Annotated in this window: 15 protein-coding genes; 10 read left to right on the top strand and 5 right to left on the bottom strand. The window is 51.2% G+C overall.

The genetic code is table 11. The annotated features are described in order from the left end of the window. The first annotated feature begins 69 nt into the window (after positions 1–69). The 6 genes from VGN67_RS19800 to VGN67_RS19775 all read left to right on the top strand — a co-directional run bounded on the left by VGN67_RS19800 (position 70) and on the right by VGN67_RS19775 (position 10455). Positions 70–2466 carry an OmpA family protein gene (locus VGN67_RS19800; RefSeq protein ID WP_327488630.1) on the top strand — a complete coding sequence of 799 codons (2397 nt, stop codon included), beginning with the start codon at positions 70–72 and terminating at the stop codon, positions 2464–2466. A gap of 98 nt (positions 2467–2564) precedes the next feature. Then, positions 2565–3473, top strand: coding sequence for a type IX secretion system membrane protein PorP/SprF (locus VGN67_RS19795; protein ID WP_327488629.1), 909 nt, complete (start codon positions 2565–2567; stop codon positions 3471–3473). A 117-nt stretch (positions 3474–3590) separates the two neighbouring features. Then, positions 3591–6377 (top strand): 2-oxoglutarate dehydrogenase E1 component, encoded by a 2787-nt coding sequence (locus VGN67_RS19790; RefSeq protein ID WP_327488628.1) that lies wholly within the window; start codon positions 3591–3593, stop codon positions 6375–6377. A 52-nt stretch (positions 6378–6429) separates the two neighbouring features. Further along, positions 6430–8049: a 2-oxoglutarate dehydrogenase complex dihydrolipoyllysine-residue succinyltransferase gene (odhB, locus tag VGN67_RS19785; protein ID WP_327488627.1), complete on the top strand. Its 1620-nt coding sequence runs from the start codon at positions 6430–6432 to the stop codon at positions 8047–8049. A 136-nt stretch (positions 8050–8185) separates the two neighbouring features. Further along, positions 8186–8992 carry a hypothetical protein gene (locus VGN67_RS19780; protein WP_327488626.1) on the top strand — a complete coding sequence of 269 codons (807 nt, stop codon included), beginning with the start codon at positions 8186–8188 and terminating at the stop codon, positions 8990–8992. An 80-nt stretch (positions 8993–9072) separates the two neighbouring features. Further along, entirely contained in the window at positions 9073–10455 is a 1383-nt protein-coding gene (locus VGN67_RS19775; protein WP_327488625.1) for a M20/M25/M40 family metallo-hydrolase, read from the top strand. A gap of 56 nt (positions 10456–10511) precedes the next feature. On the opposite strand, the gene VGN67_RS19770 is transcribed toward VGN67_RS19775, so the two are convergent. The 4 genes from VGN67_RS19770 to rsmA form a co-directional block, all read right to left on the bottom strand. Next, the gene (locus VGN67_RS19770; RefSeq protein WP_327488624.1) at positions 10512–10835 is read right to left on the bottom strand and encodes a nucleotide pyrophosphohydrolase; all 324 of its coding nucleotides are present in this window, start codon (positions 10833–10835) and stop codon (positions 10512–10514) included. A gap of 110 nt (positions 10836–10945) precedes the next feature. Then, a complete protein-coding gene (gene dtd / locus VGN67_RS19765; RefSeq protein WP_327488623.1) occupies positions 10946–11413 on the bottom strand; it encodes a D-aminoacyl-tRNA deacylase in 468 nt (155 codons plus the stop codon). 148 nt (positions 11414–11561) lie between these two features. Next, the gene (gene mgtE, locus VGN67_RS19760) at positions 11562–12914 is read right to left on the bottom strand and encodes a magnesium transporter (RefSeq protein ID WP_327488622.1); all 1353 of its coding nucleotides are present in this window, start codon (positions 12912–12914) and stop codon (positions 11562–11564) included. A gap of 22 nt (positions 12915–12936) precedes the next feature. Further along, positions 12937–13737 (bottom strand): 16S rRNA (adenine(1518)-N(6)/adenine(1519)-N(6))-dimethyltransferase RsmA, encoded by an 801-nt coding sequence (rsmA, locus tag VGN67_RS19755; RefSeq protein ID WP_327488621.1) that lies wholly within the window; start codon positions 13735–13737, stop codon positions 12937–12939. Positions 13738–13847: 110 nt separating this feature from the next. Between rsmA and VGN67_RS19750 the strand changes: the two genes are divergently transcribed. Beyond that, entirely contained in the window at positions 13848–17462 is a 3615-nt protein-coding gene (locus tag VGN67_RS19750; RefSeq protein ID WP_327488620.1) for a PAS domain S-box protein, read from the top strand. Positions 17463–17468: 6 nt separating this feature from the next. Here the strand turns inward: VGN67_RS19750 and VGN67_RS19745 are convergent, their stop codons facing one another. Further along, positions 17469–18062 (bottom strand): DUF1684 domain-containing protein, encoded by a 594-nt coding sequence (locus VGN67_RS19745; protein WP_327488619.1) that lies wholly within the window; start codon positions 18060–18062, stop codon positions 17469–17471. Positions 18063–18367: 305 nt separating this feature from the next. Between VGN67_RS19745 and VGN67_RS19740 the strand changes: the two genes are divergently transcribed. From VGN67_RS19740 to VGN67_RS19730, 3 genes are all read left to right on the top strand, one after another. Continuing rightward, positions 18368–18748 (top strand): response regulator, encoded by a 381-nt coding sequence (locus VGN67_RS19740; protein ID WP_327488618.1) that lies wholly within the window; start codon positions 18368–18370, stop codon positions 18746–18748. 5 nt (positions 18749–18753) lie between these two features. Next, a complete protein-coding gene (locus tag VGN67_RS19735) occupies positions 18754–19515 on the top strand; it encodes an MBL fold metallo-hydrolase (protein WP_327488617.1) in 762 nt (253 codons plus the stop codon). 121 nt (positions 19516–19636) lie between these two features. Beyond that, positions 19637–20197, top strand: coding sequence for a DUF4136 domain-containing protein (locus tag VGN67_RS19730; RefSeq protein WP_327488616.1), 561 nt, complete (start codon positions 19637–19639; stop codon positions 20195–20197). Positions 20198–20225: the final 28 nt, after the last annotated feature.

Raw genomic sequence — 20225 nt, 5'->3', positions numbered from 1 at the left:
TTGAAGGGTTCCTAATGGTAAGGATATGCCTTTTCTGATACACACCTCTGTCTTAAAGTACATCGGTATATGACACGCTTTACCAACTTTCTTGTATTTTTTCTATTCCTTACAGGGCAGGCGCTTGGGCAGACTTTGCTCGGCCAGGCCGATAAGGAATTTGAATCACTGGCCTACCTGAAAGCTACGAAATTGTACGAGCAGGCCCTCCTCAACAAAGAGTTGTCGGGTGGTGAATCGCTGGCCGCCAAAGCCAAGCTCGGGTACAGCTACCGTCAACTCAAAGACAGCCAGAACGCCGAACGTATATTTGGGGACCTGATCAGAGAGTACGATAAAAGCTTACCCCAGGAGTACAACCAGTGCTACCTTTACTACGCCCAGGCTCTGGCCAGCAACGGCAAGTACAAGGTGGCCCAGGAAATATACGGAAAGTACTCCGCCCTCGAAGAAGCCGATAACCGGGCTAAGAATTTTTCTAAGTTAAATACGAATGTTTCCCTGCTCACAAAAAACGAGGCTTCATACCGGGTCAATTTTCTGGACATCAATGGCTCCTCCGCCGACTTCAGCCCGGCCTACTTCCGCGACGGTCTGGTGTTTGTTTCGGGTCGTAACGAGGGAGTCAGTATCAAGCGGGTATTTAACTGGAACGAAACGGCCTTTCTGGACCTGTACTACCTCAATGACCTGGCCCGGCTAAAAAAACGGCCGACGGCTTCTCTGGGGGGAGGGACCGAGCAAAGAAGAAACCAGCGGCGAAAAAAAGGAGGAGTACTGGGCCGCGATGCCTACACTTCTACCACGGCCAATGATTCCAGAACGGTGGGCTACTACGCCGGCAGCAGCTATAATATCAACCTGGGTTACGAAGAAAACCCACTGACCGAATCGGAGCAGTTCAGCAAGACACTCAACTCCAAGTACCACGAAGGACCCGCCACCTTTTTTAAGGACGGCAACCGGGTTATTTTTACCCGAAACAATTTCAGCAACGGTAAGTACGGGAAAAGCCAGGACGGCATCAATAAACTCAAGCTATTTACCGCCGAGAATATCAACGGGTCCTGGACCCGAATAGAAGAACTTCCTCTCAACGGCGATGATTTCTCCACCGGGCACCCTTCCCTGAACGCCGACAATACCCTGTTGTACTTCGCCTCCGACCGTCCGGGCGGTATGGGCGGAACCGATATTTATGTGTCCCGTCTCGAAAATGGCACCTGGTCGGAGCCTCAGAATCTGGGACCCGAAGTAAATACCAAAGGCAATGAAATGTTTCCCTTTGTGGATGAGCGGGGTGGCCTTTATTTTTCTTCGGATGGCTGGCCGGGCATGGGTGACCTGGATATCTACTACGCCGTTATGGAACAACCCGTCAAACCCAGAAAAAGCATCAACCTGGGAGCGCCTATCAATTCGAGCAAGGATGACTTTGGTATCCTGACCGACGGCGACCGCTCGCAGGGGTACTTCAGCAGCAACCGACGCAACGGCGGCTCCGACGACGATATCTATAGCTTCGAACGCGAAGGTCCCCTCTACGCCTGCCGCGACCTGACCGTTCAGGTACTTGATGCGGTAAGCCGTCAGCCGCTGAAAGGCGCCCTGGTTCAGATTGAAAACAAGCATAACGCTGCCAAAATGCGTCAGGTGCGTACCGATAGTACCGGTGCCCTGTCCCTGTGCATGGAAGCTGAAAATGAATTCATGTTTATTGCTTCCAGCACGGGCTACCTCAATAACTCCATCGGGTTTGCCGTACGTGCCTTTGACGATGTCCAGCCCAGTCGCCTGGAAATTCCGTTAATACGCGCCACCGGTAGTGGATCTGCCACGGCTGGCTCAGTCATGATGAAAGGCAAAGTAGTATCCAACAAAAACCAGCCCCTCCAGGGGGTACTTGTTACCCGACGCGACGATATGGACGGGACTATTCAGGAAACGGAAACCGGCGCTGATGGTACGTATACCTTTGATGCCGTACCGGGCCGTAACTACACTATCGACGCTACCATTGGTGAGTTTGGTACGTTTGGCAAGAAAATCCTGAATTTCTCGCCCGATAAGCTCACCGAAATTAACATCCTGATGTTTGAAAAAGGCGATGTTATGCAGGTAGAAAACATTTACTATGACCTGGATAAATGGGAGCTGCGCCCGGATGCCCAGCAGGAACTGGACAAAGTGGTGGAGATTATGCAGAAGTACCCCGAAATGAAAATTGAGCTAAGCTCCCATACCGACAGCCGGGCCAATAGTAAGTACAATAAGGCCCTTTCCAACAGCCGGGCCCGCGCAGCTAAACATTACATTGTAGGCAAAGGAATAGCCGCGAAACGAATAGCGACCCGTGGTTATGGTGAAAGCCGCCCGGTGAACAAATGTACCGACGGGGTAAATTGTCCGGACGAAGAGCACCAGCAAAACCGCCGTACCGAAATAAGGATTGTAAACCTGAATTAAATACCAGTAATGATTCGCAAAAGGCAGAAGAGGTTTTCTTCTGCCTTTTTTGTTTTGTACCAAAAGGATGACTACACTTGAAGCAAATTTAGTTTTACATGAAAAAAGTAGCAGTGTTGGCTGTAAGGAAGGCAGGTTGGGTACTTCTGCTGGTAGTAGGGTCGGTTAGCTGGTCGTTTGGTCAGCGGGAGGTACTTTACGAGCAGTACCAGCAAAACCCGATGGCCATAAATCCGGCTTTTACCGGCGTGCGGGAAGATTTTAACATGACGGCGATTCTCCGTCGCCGGTGGTTTTTCCTGCCCAACGCCCCCATTACCCAAACCTTCGCTACGGACGGTACGGTAGCCAATGGTAAGGTAGGTTTAGGCTTGCAGGCTCTGAACGACCGTATGAGCGTATACGCCACTACGGGTGCCTACGGGTCGGTAGCTTACCACGTGGCAAGTACCGGTCCGGTAAAGATTTCCTTGGGAATACAGGGGGGCGTAAATGTACTGCCGGTCTACGATTTTACCTCCAATACTTCCCTCAGCCGCGCGCTGGGCAGTTTTGGCGCGGGTATCTGGCTCCGGACTGATCGGTTTTACGCGGGTGTTTCCAAACCCGAACTACTGGCCCAGGGGTACGGCAGCCGGGCTTCGTACGGTATTTACCGGCGACCGCTGTATGTACTGGCCGGGGGGCAGTTTGACCTGGCCGAAGACCTGAAACTGGTTCCTCAGGTACTGGTGGTGCAGGAAGCCGGTACCAGCCTGCGCGTCGATGTGGGCGCCCGCGCCTGGTATAATGAACGCATTGGACTGGGAGCTTCCTTCCGGACTGCCGTTCGAAATTATTTACAACTTTCTGGCGAAGTCCAGGTTTCAACTAATGTAAGGGTTGGTTACATTTTTAATTCAAGAGCCATTGAAGCAGGCGCTAACGTGACCAGTACCGGCCCGGTTGGCATGCATGAGTTAATGCTCAAGTTCGTGCCCAATCCATCGGGCTTTCATCTGAACTAAATAGGGCTTGTGGCCGAAGGATGATTGGTAAAGTATCCAGTAAAAAGGAGTTTTTTTTGTGTTTTGTTTAGATAACATCTCGTAACTTTGCCCCGCAAAAGAAAAATCACATTTGTGATGGATAAATATTCATATATAGCTAATTCTGACGGTGCTTACATAGAGGAATTGTACAATTCCTACAAGCAAGACCCATCCTCGGTGGAAGAGGGATGGCGTAAATTTTTTGAAGGCTTTGAGTTTTCACAAAAATATCCGCTCAATGGAAACGGCCACGCCAATGGGGTGGCTACCAAAGAGGTGCCGGCTACCGGTAAAATGGACCCGGGACGGATGGACCCCGGACGGACGGACGCGGACCGGATCCGGAAGGAGATGGAGGTTGTACACCTGATCAGGGGCTACCGCTCACGCGGGCACCTGCTGGCTACCACCAACCCGATTCGCCAGCGACGCGACCGTAAACCCCGTCTGGACCTGGCCGATTTCAACCTGACCGAAGCTGACCTGGATCAGGTCTTTGAAGCGGGAACGGAAGTGTTCGGTCGTCCGGCCAGGCTACGGGAAATCGTGGATGCCCTGAAAAAAATATACACGGGCAACATCGGTTTTGAGTACCTCTACATCCGGGATCCTGACCAGAAAAACTGGTTGCGGGAAAAGATTGAGCAGGAGGCGCTGAATATGACTTTTTCAACAGATGAGAAAAAGCATATTCTCTCCAAACTCAACGAGGCAGTTGTATTCGAAAACTTCCTGCACACCAAGTTTCTGGGACAGAAACGTTTTTCCCTCGAAGGGGGTGAAACAACCATTCCGGCGCTGGACGCTATGATTAACAAGGCGGGCGAAATGGGCGTAGTGGAAGTTATGATCGGGATGGCCCACCGGGGTCGCCTGAACGTGCTGGCCAATATCATGCGTAAAACCTACGAGCAGATCTTCAATGAATTTGAAGGAAACCTGCCCGATCAGGTGTGGGGCGACGGCGACGTGAAGTACCACATGGGTTTTTCAAGTCAGATCGAGACCCCCTCGGGACACCAGATGTACCTCAAGCTGGCCCCCAACCCTTCGCACCTCGAAGCCGTAAATCCGGTAGTGGAAGGAGCCATGCGGGCCCGCGCCGACGGCATGTACAACAGCGACTACGACTGTGTACTACCCGTACTAATTCACGGTGATGCCGCCGTTGCCGGTCAGGGTATTGTGTACGAAGTAACCCAGATGTCCAATCTGGAAGGCTACTATACCGGAGGTACCATCCACTTTGTTATCAATAACCAGGTAGGCTTTACTACCGACTTTGAAGATGCCCGCTCGAGTATTTATAGTACCGATGTAGCCAAGATTGTGGACGCCCCGGTGTTGCACGTTAACGGCGACGACCCCGAAGCGGTAGTTTACTGTATGCGTTTGGCGGTAGAGTACCGGCAGAAGTTCAACAAGGACATATTCATTGATATGGTGTGCTACCGTCGCCACGGACACAACGAATCGGATGAACCCAAGTTTACCCAGCCCGTACTGTATAGCTACATCGAAAACCACCAGAACCCGCGCGAGATATACCAGAAAGTACTGGTAGAACGCGGAGATGTGGACGCCGAGCTAGCTGCCAACATGGATAAAGAGTTTAAGGCCCTCCTGCAGGAACGTCTCGACATGGTGAAGCAGAAAGCCCTGCCTTATGCTATGCCTAAACTGGAGCAGGAGTGGAGAAACCTGAAATATTCTACCCCCGAGGATTTTGAAAAATCACCGGAAACGGGGGTAAGTGTCGAAGTACTTGAAAAAGTAGGTCAGGCCCTGGCACAAGTACCGGAAGGGTTTAGTACGCTCAAGCAGATAGATAAGCTGCTCAAAGATCGGAAGCAAATGATCTTTGATACCAAAAAGGTTAACTGGGCTACGGCTGAGCTCCTGGCTTACGGTTCTATTGTGGCCGAAGGTAAAATTGTCCGCCTTAGCGGACAGGATGTGCAGCGGGGTACTTTCTCCCACCGCCACGCGGTGCTGCGCGATGCCAAAACCAACGAAGCCTATACCAACCTGAACCATATCCAGGATGAGCAGGGCCGGTTTATGATTTACAACTCATTGCTTTCCGAATACGGTGTACTTGGCTTTGAGTTTGGTTATTCCATGGCTAATCCCAACGCCCTGGTGATCTGGGAAGCCCAGTTTGGTGATTTTGCCAACGGCGCGCAGGTCATGATTGACCAGTTTATTACTACCAGCGAAACCAAGTGGGACCGTTGGAACGGACTGGTGATGTTGCTGCCGCACGGTTACGAAGGTCAGGGCCCCGAGCACTCCAATGCCCGCCCTGAGCGGTTCCTGCAGTTGTCAGCCAACAATAATATTATTGTTTCCAATATTACGACACCGGCTAACTTCTTCCACTTGCTGCGTCGTCAGCTAAGCTTCCCGTTCCGGAAGCCCCTGGTAGTTATGTCGCCCAAGTCAATGCTGCGGCACCCGCTGTGCGTATCATCCCTGGATGAGCTGACCAGTGGTCGCTTCCAGGAAACTATTGGTGATACGTTCGCTGATCCCAAAAAGGTGAAGAAAGTACTGCTGTGTACCGGAAAGCTTTACTACGAGTTATTCGAAAAACAGCAGGCCGACAAGCGGGACGATGTAGCTATAATTCGGGTGGAGCAACTGCATCCTTTCCCCAAGAATCAACTCAATGAGCTGATCGGACAGTATAAAAAGGCCAAAGTATACTGGGTACAGGAAGAACCCTTCAACATGGGAGGCTGGACCTTTTTGCTGCGTATGTACCCCGAACAACCCCTGGAAGTTATTGCCCGCCGTCCGAGTGCGTCACCTTCTACGGGCTTTGCCAAGATACACGCGCAGGAGCAGGCCGAGATCATCCGCCGGGCTTTTGAATAGTATTCAAACCAATGTAAATTGACCACGTTATTTTCATAAGAAAGTTGAAAAAATGGCTGAAATAGAAATAAAAGTACCGCCCGTAGGTGAATCCATCACCGAAGTTACCATTGGAACCTGGTTTAAGAACGAAGGTGACCAGGTGAAGATGGACGAAGTAATCTGCGGACTGGATTCTGACAAGGCTACCTTTGAGCTAACCGCCGAAGCCGAAGGAGTACTTCATATTAAGGCTAAGGAAGGTGATACCCTCTCTATTGGTGACCTGATTGCCACCATTGATAAGTCAGGTTCAGGTACTTCAGCCGGAAATGGAAGCGCCTCACCGGCCCCCGTTCAGGAAAAGGAAGTGACTCCCGCTCCCCAGGCTAATGCGCCCCAGGCTAGTGCGCCCCAGGCTAATGCGCCTCAGGCCGAAGCGCCTAAGGCTTCGGGCAACGTGGTCGAAATGAAGGTACCTACCGTGGGTGAATCCATTACCGAAGTAACTATTGCCAGTTGGATAAAGAAAGACGGTGACCAGGTAGCAATGGATGAGATCCTGTGTGAACTGGAATCGGACAAAGCTACCTTTGAACTCCCTTCCGAGGCGGCCGGTACCCTGCGTATTGTAGCGGGCGAAGGCGAAACGCTGGCCATTGGGGCGACCATCTGCCGCATCGAAGCGGGCCAGGGTAGTGCGGCCACCGCACCGGCACCCACGCAGTCAGCGTCAGCTCCCGCCGCCCAGGAAGACGACCGGGAGTTTTCGGCGGGTCATGTGTCGCCGGTAGCGGCCAAGATACTGGCCGAAAAAGGCATCGATCCCAAAGAGGTAACCGGAACGGGTACTGGCGGAAAAGTAACGAAGGAAGATGCCCTGAAAGCGGAAAAGGGTGGCTCAAAACCAGCAACCGAGCCCGCCAAAGCAGAAGCGCCAAAACCAACTCCTGCTGCTCCTGCCCAGGCCGCTGCGCCAGCCCCCACGGGTGACCATGGACAACGTCGGGAGAAAATGTCATCCCTGCGCCGTACTATTGCCCGTCGTCTGGTGTCGGTAAAGAATGAAACCGCCATGCTCACCACTTTCAACGAAGTGGATATGAAGCCCATTATGGATTTGCGGTCCAAGTTCAAAGATAAATTCAAGGAAAAGCACGAAGTAGGTCTGGGCTTTATGTCCTTCTTTACCAAAGCGATTTGTGTTGCCCTTCAGGACTTCCCGGTAGTTAATGCCTACATCGACGGCGACGATATTGTTTACAACGACCACTGTGATGTTTCTATCGCGGTGTCGACTCCACGCGGCCTGGTGGTACCCGTCATCCGTAGCGCCGAAAAAATGTCATTTGCGGCCATTGAGAAAGAAATCATCCGGCTGGCTACCCGCGCGCGGGATGGCAAACTTGGTATCGACGAAATGTCGGGTGGTACCTTTACCATTACCAACGGAGGAATTTTTGGTTCCATGCTGTCTACGCCGATTATCAACGCGCCCCAGTCAGCCATTCTGGGTATGCACAATATTGTCGAGCGTCCCGTGGTAGTTAATGGTGAAATCGTCATTCGCCCAATCATGTACGTAGCGCTGTCCTATGACCACCGTACCATTGACGGTCGTGATTCGGTAAGCTTCCTGGTACGGGTAAAGCAACTGCTGGAAGACCCGGCTCGTCTGCTACTGGAACTTTAAAAAGTACTCTATATAATACAGTGGCCCGTGGACTTATCCACGGGCTTTTTTGTTGGTGGCGGCAAGAACTGCCTGGGACGCAGGATAATGAAAATTATTTGTAGTAATTTAGGTATCATTTTTGCACCGCACTAGTATGAAAGACACATCTATGAAAACACCGCTGATCTACCTGTTTTTTCTGGTTATGGCCCTGCTGGCTGGCTGTAAAAAGAACGAACCTGAAAAGAATCCAACGGGTTGTCTCATTAAAGCCGAAACCCTCAACGGCAACCCCTACCGTTCCTACGAGTATGATGAGCAGAATCGGTTGTATCGAATGGTGCAGTATAAAACCGACAACTCCGCCTCGCCCGAAAAGCGCTATACCTTTGAATACAATCAGGACGGAAAGGTAATCCTTTTCAGAGAAACGGGTCTGGCGGCCCCTTTTCAAAACTTCCAGTATGAGCCCATCTATGATGAAGAGGGCAAGGTGAATAGTCTGACCCAGTCGCGGCTGTTAAATTCGGGGCCACAACTGGTACAGACCAACAATCTGGAATATGATGACCGGAAACGCGTGACGAAATTTGCCTGGGATGCCACCTACTGGCGCTACGAGTACGATGAAAACGGCAACCTGACCCGGTGGTACATTAAAGTACCCGCAGTGCCTGCCGAAGTACTGGTAGCCGAGTACGAGAACTACGACGGTCGGCAAAACCTGTACTTGTTCAGCGATGCGGTCAGGATGGTAAACCTTATTTCGGGAGGAGGGGCCAGTAGCCAGAACCCGGGTAGCTTTAAGTTTTACGGACCTGCGGGTGGCGTTTCCCAAACCGGGGTAGTTACCTATGAGTATACCGAAAAGGACCTTCCCAGCCAGGCCAGCGTTTCCCTCTTTTCCCAGTCGGGGCAGGCTTCCACGCAGGTATATGGTTTTGAATATGAATGCTTGTAAGAAAATCAGATAATGGACCAGGTCCCGCGCAGAAACGCGCGGGATTTTTATTTTTGGAAAAAAGTAACTTTTTTGCTCCCATGCAACGACTCTTCCTCCTCTCTGTTCTGCTCCTTACGGTGGCAGGTACCAAGGTACTGGCGCAAAGTACGCCCCCGTCAGATTCCGTATTTATTCGTCGGCTGTTTGACGAAGCCCTGAGCCGCGGCAAGTCTTACGAGTGGCTGCGGCACCTCACTACCCGCATTGGTCCGCGGCTTAGCGGGTCAGAAGGAGCCGCCAAAGCCGTAAATTATACCAGACAGCTAATGGAACAGGAGGACTTTGACCGGGTATTCCTGCAGAATGTAATGGTACCCCACTGGGTACGCGGTACCCGGGAAAAAGCCTACATACAAATTGGCAACCAAAAAACAGAAGTCCCGATTGCTGCCCTTGGTGGTTCGGTAGCTACTCCAAAGACCGGAATTAAAGCCCGGGTGGTGGAAGTAAAGAATTTTCAGGAACTCCGTGAACTGGGACGTAGTAAGGTACAGGGCAAAATAGTTTTCTTTAACCGCCCCATGGACCCCACTAAGCTCAACACCTTTGAGGCGTACAGTGGCGCGGTGGATCAGCGGGGCAATGGAGCTACCGAAGCAGCCCAACTGGGCGCGGTTGGGGCCATAGTTCGTTCCATGACTACCCGGCTGGATGACTTCCCGCATACCGGAGCCATGCGCTATGGTACCGGCGTTCCGCTGATACCAGCGGCGGGTATAAGTACCAATGGCGCTGAATTACTGAGCAGGATGCTGAAGACCAATCCTGAGCTTGAGTTTTTCTTTCAGCAAAACCCCGAAACGCTTCCCGATGCGCCTTCCCATAACGTAATCGGTGAATTGAAAGGTACTCAGAACCCGGAAGAAATACTGGTCGTAGGGGGCCACCTGGACTCCTGGGATTTGGGTCAAGGCGCGCACGACGACGGGGCGGGCTGTGTTCAGGCCATTGAGGCAATTCGGCTCTTAAAGGCACTGGGGTACCAGCCCCGGCGTACCCTTCGGGCAGTTATGTTCATGAACGAGGAAAACGGCTTAAAGGGCGGAATGGCCTATGCCGACACAGCCCGATCGAAGAAAGAAAAGCACCTGGCAGCGATTGAGTCAGATAGGGGCGGGTTTGTACCGCGCGGATTTGGAGTAGTTGGAGATGCTGCCAAAAGGGCAAAGATTATTGCCTGGCAACCGCTGCTAGCCCCCTACGGTCTGCACGAAATTGGCCCCGGCGGGGGAGGGGCGGACATTGGGCCGCTGGCGCAACAGGGCACGGTACTGCTGGGGTTGATCCCTGACTCCCAACGGTACTTTGACTACCACCACGCCGCCTCCGATACCTTTGATGCCATCAGCCGCAGAGAGTTGGAAATGGGGGCTGCTTCCATGGCTGCCATGCTGTACCTCCTGGACAAGTACGGCTTATAAGGGGTAAGCCGAAGCTGGTGTGGAAGAATCTCCGGTGGTGATTTCGCGTTAGTAGGTTACAACTTGGGGTTCTGCTTGTGGCGGTCTTTATCCCGTAGGGTCTTTTTTTCGATATTCTTTTGTAAAGCTTCGGTCAGGTTTACGCCCGTCTGGTTGGCCAGACAAATAAGTACCCACAGTACATCCGCCATTTCGTCGGGCAGGTCTTTTTCCAGATCTGATTTTTTGAAAGACTGGTCGCCGTAGGTGCGTGCCATGATCCGGGCCAGTTCACCTACTTCTTCGGTCAGGATGGCCATGTTGGTCAATTCCGAGAAGTACCTTACCCCGTAGGTTTTTATCCAGCTATCTACCTCCTGCTGGGCTTCTTCAATAGTCATGGTGTTTACTGGTGAATGAGTGAATGGTGAATTAGTGAATTTATTTTCGACAAAAAAGAGTATTCCCTCCTTTCCTCCCTTCCCGCTTTTCTGCTTTCCTCCTTTTTCCTCTAAATTCTATTTTTTGAATCAATTAGGATCGTGACCGGGCCGTCGTTCAGGAGGTTTACTTTCATATCGGCCCCGAAGGCGCCGGTCTGGATGGGAGTACCTAGTTCCTGATTGAGAAAAGTGATCATTTGTTCGTACAGCGGGATAGCTACTTCGGGTCGGGCCGCTTCGATAAAGGACGGGCGGTTGCCTTTTTTGGTACTGGCGTGTAGCGTAAACTGGCTAATCAGCAGGATAGTACCCCCTACGGTCTTTAGGTCCAGATTCATTTTTCCGCTGCCACGGTGGCCGTCAGCATCCGAAAAAACCCGCATCCCCACTATCTTCCGCCCCAGCCATTCCACGTCCTCAGTGGTATCGGTATGCGTTATTCCTACGAGTACCAGAAAACCCAGCCCGATTTGCCCGTGTATGGTTCCATCAATGGTGACAGAGGCTTCAGTAACCCGTTGTAGTACTGCAATCATGAGTTGTCAGGTGTTAGGAATTAGCTTTTAGGCGTTAGGTAGCTATTGCTGAAATATTAGTGCGTTTCCCTAATGTTTGGCTTGCGAGGTATCCTTCAAGTGCCAGCGGAAATTTATAAGCTAATAACTAACGCCTAATAGCTTACAGCTAGAGATCCAGCAGCAGGTGCGCGAGGCCGAAGTATACCCCGTAACCAATCAAATCATTCGCCGTGGTAATAAAAGGACCGGAGGCGACGGCCGGATTGATGCCCAGCTTATCCAGCAAAATGGGAGTAACTGTACCCATAAAAGAAGCCAGAAAGACTACCGACACCAGTGCCGAAGAAACCACCATCGCCAGCTGTACCTCATTACCAATTAAAAGGTTGAAGCCAAATACGATGATGCTGATGATGAGGCCGTTGATAAGAGCTACGCCAAACATCCGGACCAGACGCTGCCAGACGCCCGTATCCAGGCCCGACTTATCCGCCAGACTTTGCAATATAATGGAGGAGGTTTGAATACCCACGTTCCCCCCCGTAGAGCCAATAATAGGAATAAACGCCGCCATAGCCGGCACTATGACCAGATCACCCTCAAAAAAACTGATAAACTTGGCCGCCAGTATTCCCCCCATCATCCCCACCAGCAACCACGGCAGGCGCGCACGGGTTTGTCGCCATACGGTATCGTCTTCCTCTACTTCTCCGGTAATACCCGCCATGGCCAGCGTATCCGAACTGGCTTGTTCGGTAATTACGTCCACAACGTCATCAATGGTAATACGCCCCAGCAACCTACCCTGTACATTCACCACGGGCAGGGAATCCATATCGTAGCGGCGCATTAGCTCGGCTACTTCCTCGGCGGGGCGGTAGGTTTCCACAAAAATGATGTCCTTGTCGTAGAGGCTTTCGATGAGGGTATATTTTTGGGCCAGTACAATGCGTTTTAGGGAAAGTACCCCCAAAAGCCGGTCGTTGTCGTCGACTACGTATACTGAATATACTTTCTCTACATCTTCGGCCTGCTTCCGCAACTCTTCAATACACTGGTTTACCGTCCAGTTTACATTGGCCTTTACCAATTCCTTCTGCATCAGACCCCCGGCCACGTCTTCATCGTAGTGCAGCAGATCCAGGATAAACCGGGCCTGTTCGCGGTCTTCCAGCAGCGCTATTACCTCTTCCCGTATGCGTATTGGCTGCTCATTGAGCAAATCCACGGCATCATCGGAATCAAAGATGTTTACATAGCGGGCAATTTCATCGGAGGTAAAGCTTTTAAGAAAGTCGCGGCGGTCGTGGGGGTCAATCCCGGCCAGGATCTCGGCCCCTACCTTGGTATCGAGCAGATTAAGGAGGTACCGGGCGGGTTCGGTGTCGAGTTCATCCAGCAGACTGGTAACGTCGGCCGGATATAATTCCTCCATTTCAGCCCGGAGCGTTGGGGCGTCCTGCTTCTCAATCAGCTCCTGAATGTGATCTACATACTCTTTTTTTAATTCAAAATTCATGGTACTTCAATTACCTTGATTCTCACAAATCATTTTCCGGAAGGTCAATAGTATCAATCGGTACCTGGGCCAAAAGCCGGGTTAGTACTATAAAGTCCGCTACGGCCAATTGCTCGGCGCGTTTATCGAGTAAGGCATGGTCGGGCACGGTACCCAGCGGCTTTAACGCGTTCCGCAGGGTTTTGCGCCGCTGGTTAAAAGCCGTTTTTACCAGTCTGAAAAACAATTTCTCATCGCAGTCCAATTTCGCGGTTTTGTTGCGGGTAAGCCGTATTATTCCCGATTGTACCTTAGGGGGCGGATCAAATGCACCCGGTGGCACACTAAACAAATACTCAATATCGTAGTAAGCCTGTAGCAGTACGCTCAGAATACCGTACTCTTTGCTGCCGGGAGGCGAAGCAATGCGACGGGCTACTTCCTTCTGCAGCATGCACACTACCTCAAGTACCTGATCGCGCTGGTCCAGGACCCTGAAAAAAATCTGGGAGGAAATATTGTACGGGAAATTGCCAATAATGCCAAAAGGCTCCTTAAATAAAGTACCCGGATTCCAGCGCAGAAAGTCGCCATCGATGATGCGGTCCTGCAGGGAGGGGTAGTGGGTCTTTAAGTAGTTAATGGACTCAATATCAATTTCTATGACGTAGGTAGTCAAGTACTCCTTAGTCAGCAGGTACTGGGTAAGTACCCCCATACCGGGGCCTATCTCTAGTACCTGGTTGTACTGTTGGTGTCTGGTCAGGCTTTCCACGATTCGCTCCGCAATGTTCAGATCGCGGAGAAAATGCTGGCCCAGATGTTTTTTGGCACGTACTTTCAAAAGTTACAAGTTTTGATAATGCAGGAACAAGGCCTAAAATTACGCCTAATTTCGTAGATTTATTGAATAAAGAATATAACCGGTTTTAGGTTAGCCCAGCAGTGACAACCATGGAAACAATAAAATCATATACCGACTGGCAATCGATACATAGTACCCTTGAGCACCTTAAGCTGATAGGAATTACCCTCAGCCCCGACCTGGTGATTAAGTCGGTGAGTCCCTATACCCTGAAAAAGACCAACTGGCAGGAGTCAGACCTGGTGGGGTACAGCCTGTTTGATAAACTTATTCCGGAAGAAGACCAGGATGAGGTACGCGATACGCTGGAAGATGGAATGTACGGGGGGGCCAAGATAGAACGGCGGGAATTACCACTTTTGGCTCAGAACGGTACCCTGCGGACCTTGTCCATCAACTCGGTACTCATGCAGGAAGAAAACGGGAAGCTTAGTTCTATAACGCTGGTAGGGGAGGACATCACCCGCCGCCGCCGCATGGAGTCGGCCCTGTCCAAGTCCAACTCCCAGCTTCAGGACCTGGTGGATAATACCAGTGACCTGATTCAGCTGATTACCCTCGACGGCAAGTTCATATTTGTGAACCGCGCCTGGCGGGAGGTACTTGGGTACGGTCTGGAAGAAATCGCCGCCATGACCATTTCGGATATTCTGCATCCGCAGTTCCGGGAAGTGACGCTGAAACAACTCCGGGAAATTCAGGAAGGCAAACCCATGCCCGACTTTGAAACGGTTTTTATCAGCAAGGAAGGCCGCAAAATATTCCTGACCGGTAGCGTTAACTGCCGCTACGACCACGGCAAGCCCACCGCGTTTCGTTGTATCCTGCACGATTTTTCTGAGAAAATACGGGCCGAAAAAGCGCAGAGCCTGTACTATAGCATCGCCAACTGGACCATCAGTACCCAGAATCTGGACGATCTATACCACAATATTCACCAGGAATTAGGCAAGATCATTGACGTTAAGAATTTCTTTATTGCCCTTTATGACCAGAACAAAAGCTACCTGTACTTCCCGTACTACATAGACGAATACTTTCAGGGAAACCTGCGCTTTACCAAGCGCCGCCTGGGCAACGGCCTGACCGAGTTCGCCATTGCCTCCAACCGCCCGCTGTTCCTGTACGAAGAGGATATCGAAAAGCTGGCTACTACCAACAGCCTGTATCTGTATGGCGTTACGCCCAAGGTACTGCTGTGCGTACCCCTGCGCATTGGCGACCGGGTAACCGGAATCATCGGGGTAAAGTCCTACGACAACCCCAACACCTTTGACGCCCGCGACCTGGAACTGCTGGAGTTTATTTCGGGGCAGGTGGCGCTGGCCATAGCCCGGAAACAAAGCGAAGAAGAGCTGGCCAAATACGCCGCCCGGCTCAACGCCATCTTTGACAGTAGTTCCCACCTGATTTGGTCGGTCAATAAAAGTTTACAGCTTACTTCATTCAACCGCAACTACGCCGACCTGATTAAGGCGCAGCTCAATATGCCGCCTTCGCTGAATGTAAGTACCGAAAAGCTGGGCTGGCGCATGATGGGGGCCGAAAATCGCCGGGTACTCGAAAACCGCTACCGACAGACGTTCCGGGGCGAGCCTCAGTACTTTGAGCTGAAAATTGATAAACGCGGTGGGGGAGATATGTGGCTGGAGTTTTATCTGAATCCTATTTTGTACACCGGAGGCCTAATTGAGGAAGTTTCGGGCATTGCCCGGGACATTACGCGCCGGAAGCAGGCCGAAATTGACCTACGCCAAAGCGAAGAAGTTTTCCGGGGAATATTCGAAAACCTACAGGACATTTATTGCCGTGTGGACCGCCAGGGCTGCATAACCATGATCAGCCCGTCGGTTTTCAAGCGGACCGGCTATACCCCGCAGGAGGTACTGGGTCGCAATATTTCCGAGTTCTTCTTTGACCGGCAACTGATACACGCGGCCCTCATCCGGCTGCGTCGCGATAAAAGTCTTCGCAACTTCGAAGCCCCCCTGCGGATCAAGGATGGTACCGAGCGGCAGTTTATGTTCAATATGCTGCTTTTTGCCGACGAAAACGGCAAACCGCTGGAAGTAGCCGCCCTGGCCCGCGATATTACCGAGCTCAAGCACAACGAGCAGGAACTCCGGAAAGCCAAGGAACAGGCTGAGCATTCCCTGAAGGTAAAAGAAGGCTTCCTGGCCAATATGAGCCACGAAATACGTACGCCCATGAACGGGGTTATTGGCATGATAGACCTGCTGGTAAGTACCCGACTCAACGACGAGCAGCGCGACTATGTACATACCATCAAGCGTTCCAGCGAAACCCTGCTGCATATCCTGAACGATATTCTGGATTTGTCCAAAATTGAAGCCGGCAAAATGGTGCTGCACGAGGCACCCCTATCACTGACGGAGTTGCTGGAAAAACTGGTGGCTCTCTTTGGACAAACCGCCCGCAACAAAGGCAATACCCTGACCTATAAGCTGGCCTCTGAGCTACCGACCTATATTCTGGCCGACCAGACGCGCCTGCTTCAGATTCTATCCAATCTGACTTCCAACGCCCTTAAGTTTACGGAGAATGGTGCTGTTCGCATTGAAGTATCGCTGGCAGGGAGCAAAAAGAAACTGCATAAATTTAAAGTAGAGGTATACGATTCGGGCATTGGTATATCAGAAGAAGACCAGAAGATGCTGTTTACCTCCTTCACCCAGGTTGACAACTCTTCCCGCAAAACCTTCGGGGGAACTGGTCTGGGACTGGCTATTTCGCGGCAGCTGTGTCAGCTCATGAACGGTGACATTGGGGTAGAATCCCATACGGGAGCGGGAAGTATGTTCTGGTTTACGTTTGAAGCCCGGGAAACCAGTATTTCACCGGCCAGCCAGGATGCAAATGACCTCGAGGTACCCATTGACAATGCTTTTTCCGACTATCATCCCCGTATTTTGCTGGTAGATGATAACCTGGTGAACCGCAAGGTAGCCAGCGAAATTCTGAAAAAAGCCGGCTGTGAAGTCATTACGGCCGAAGATGGTTTTGTGGCCATCAAAAAGGTTGAGGAGGTTTTTGAATTACCCGATGGCTACTTTGATGTCTTATTTATGGATATTCAAATGCCGGATATGGACGGGGTCGAAACAACCCGCGAACTCCGGAAAAAGTTTGGCAAAAGACTTCCTCCCGTCATTGCCATGACTGCCTACTCCATGAAAGAGGACCGCGACCGGTTCCTGAGCCAGGGCATGGACGACTATATTCCCAAACCCATCCGGGCCCAGCAGCTAATAAATAAAGTAAGAGAAATTGTGGGCGGCAAGAAAAATCGCGAGCTGGGGCAGAAGCAACAGGCCATAGCCCAGGAAATAGTACTACCCATATTGGACCGTGCCCTGGTGGAGCAGCTGAAAAGCATCGGAGGGGCCGACCTGGTACTATCGGTTTACGAAGACTTCGTAAACGAGTCGACCGAACTGGTCAACGAAGCCATCATTGCCTTCGACCGCGATGATATTGCCACCGTAAAAAGTCACCTGCACACCCTGAAAGGAAGCGCCGGTACGGTAGGGGTCATGCAGGTAGCCGAAATAGCCCGCGAGGCCGAAGGCCGGTTGAAAACAAACGACACAAGTACCTTGTCCGAAGCCCTGCCCGAACTTAAGAAGGCCTATGATGCTTTTCTGGCCTGCTACGAAAAAAAACTGAATGACTGGCTGACCTGAAGGTACTTAGCGCTGCTTGGCGTAGGTTTTTTCGCCGGCCTCAATGGCTACCTTCAGGTGGTTTTCGGCCGGGGGAATCGGGCAACTGTACCCGTCGCTGTAGGCGCAGTAGGGGTTATAGGCTTTGTTAAAGTCCAGCAGCAGACGCTTGTCTTTGACATCATTTGTCCGAAGGTCCAGGTAGCGGCCGCCGCCGTAGGTAGTGGTGCCGTTGGTGGGGTCTTTGAAAGGTACAAAAAGGTAGTCGCGGTACTGGGGCAGCTGCGGCAGTGCCGACTTATACACGGCCAGTTTCTGGGGCTTTCCGTTCAGGCTGAAGTGCAGTTCACCGTACTTGACATAGGCTTTCTTTTCACCATTATAAGTGGGCATTTCAAAAGGCTGACTTTTTGGGGTAGGTACAAACCGGGCCTCAAGCCGGTAAGCCAGGGTTGGTTCGTAGAAGCGCAGCCCTTCGAGGTCTTCTTTTTTCAGGGGAGACCTGGGACTGGTCAGAAATTCTTCCCTGTATTCATCCCGGTGAATGGCTATTTCTTCCTCGTAGTCCTGGGCCAGCAAAGGTCCCGCTGCCAGCAGCAACAGAAACAGGTATCGCAGCATAGTTGTAAAAATCAGGTTTGGTAGCCAAAGGTACTGGCTTTACCCCATATTCAGGTAGACTCGCTGTCAGGTACCTTGGCGGAGTTTAAAAATGGGGATAATAAGCTATTTATTTACAACTACTTAAAGTACTTAATCATCAGCGGATGCGTACCCGCCAGGTACTACTGGACCATTACGCGAAAAACTATCTTTTGTAAAAAAATAGATGAATTTTGCCAGAATACCGGAGGGTACTTGTTTACTTAGGCGAAATATCCCTAAATTCACCATGACAATTGAACCATTAAAACTGAAAATTCAACATGTCTTATACTAAACGTGTATTGATTGCCGAAGACAGCTCGGTGATTCAAAATTTAGCCCGGAAGATACTCGAATTCCAGAATTACGAAATTACCGCCGTTAAAAATGGGGAGCAGGTACTTCAGCTGCTTGAAAAAGAAGACTTCGATATTATCCTTCTTGATATAAACATGCCGATCATGGATGGCATGGAGTGCGCCCGGGCCATCCGGTCGCTGGGTAATCCCCAAAAAGCCCAGACTCCCATTGTGGCTATTACCGGCAATGCCAAAAACTACACCGACGGAGACTTCAAGGATGCGGGCTTTAACGATGCCCTGATGAAGCCGCTCAACTTTGACCGTCTGGTAGAAGTAGTAGCGCACCTTACCGAAAAGTAAACTGCATGAGGGTTACTTTCCTTGGAACCGGTACGTCGCAGGGGGTACCGGTTATCGCCTGCGACTGTGCCGTTTGTCGTTCATTGGATTACCGCGACAAACGGCTCAGGGTTTCGGTCTGGCTGGAAGTACAGGGAAAGTCTTTCGTTATTGATACCGGTCCGGACTTTCGGCAGCAGATGCTTCGGGCCAGGGTCAGGCAACTGGATGCCGTTATTTTTACCCACCAGCACAAAGACCACGTCGCCGGGCTCGACGATGTGCGGGCTTTTAACTTTCGCCAGCGGAAAGACATGCCCCTTTACGGCCGGGTGGAAGTACTTGACCAGATACAGCGGGAATTCTTCTATGCTTTTGAAGAAGACCGTTACCCCGGCGTTCCGCACTTACAGCTCATCCCCATTGCCAACCAACCCTTTGACGTAGCGGGCGTTACCTTCACTCCCATTGAAGTCATGCACGGCCGGCTGCCGGTCTACGGTTTTCGGGTGGGAGACTTTACCTATATTACCGACACCAACTTCATCTCCGAGCAGGAACTCGAAAAAGTTAAGGGGACCAAAGTGCTGGTGATGGACGCGCTGCAACGGGAACCCCATATTTCCCACTTTACCCTTTCCCAGGCCATTGCCCTCATCAACCGGCTTGAAGTACCTACCGCTTACCTTACTCACCTAAGTCACAAAATGGGTCTTCACGAAGCCGTCGAAGCTGAACTTCCTCCGCATATCCGGCTGGGCTTTGACGGGCTTACGCTGGAAGTTTAAATCATCCTTAAAGAACGGCCGGAAGGCTCCGGTGCAAGAGTTTACGGGGCACTATATGCTTGAAAAATGTGTTATTTCGTTATAAAGAAGTACCATTTTTACTACTAATAGTGTGCAGAAGATGAGAAGATTAAGGACATATAGTATAGCCGTAGTTTGCCTGTTTTTGGCGGTATCGTGTAGCCCCAGGGTGCGGGTGGTGGATACCATTAAAGCGCAGGAGCTAAACGTAGCCGAGTATCCAACTTTTGGTTTTGGAGAGATCAACGTGGATGGTGACAGCCTGCCCCTTCCGGGCCGGGTGCGCCTTAAAAACAGTGTAAACATGATGAAGGATGCCATTGCCCGTAATCTGGAAAGCAAAGGCATGAAGCAAAGTACCAATCCGGCGCTGAAAGTAAACATAGGCCTGGATGTACAGGAAAAAGTTCAGACCCGCCAGACCAACTTCGCCAACGACGGTGCGCCGCGTTACGTAGGACAGTACCGCTGGAGATGGCAGATTGAAGAGAAGGAAGTAGGACGCTACGACATGGGTACCCTGTCGCTGGAACTGGTGGATGCCGATAACGAAACGGTTGTCCTGAAATCAGTTGCGGAAGGAGTACTTCCCAGAAAAATGGAAAAACTGGAGTATGTTATTGAGGAAGCCGTACAACGGATGATCCGGCAGGGAAGTTAGCGGAGCTATAAAGTACCTGTAGGGAAGG

It is taken from the genome of Telluribacter sp. (assembly GCF_035998675.1).
GTDB lineage: Bacteria > Bacteroidota > Bacteroidia > Cytophagales > Spirosomataceae > Telluribacter.
The sequence above is the reverse complement of the archived record's forward strand: the minus strand, read 5'-3'. Positions and strand labels throughout refer to the sequence as shown.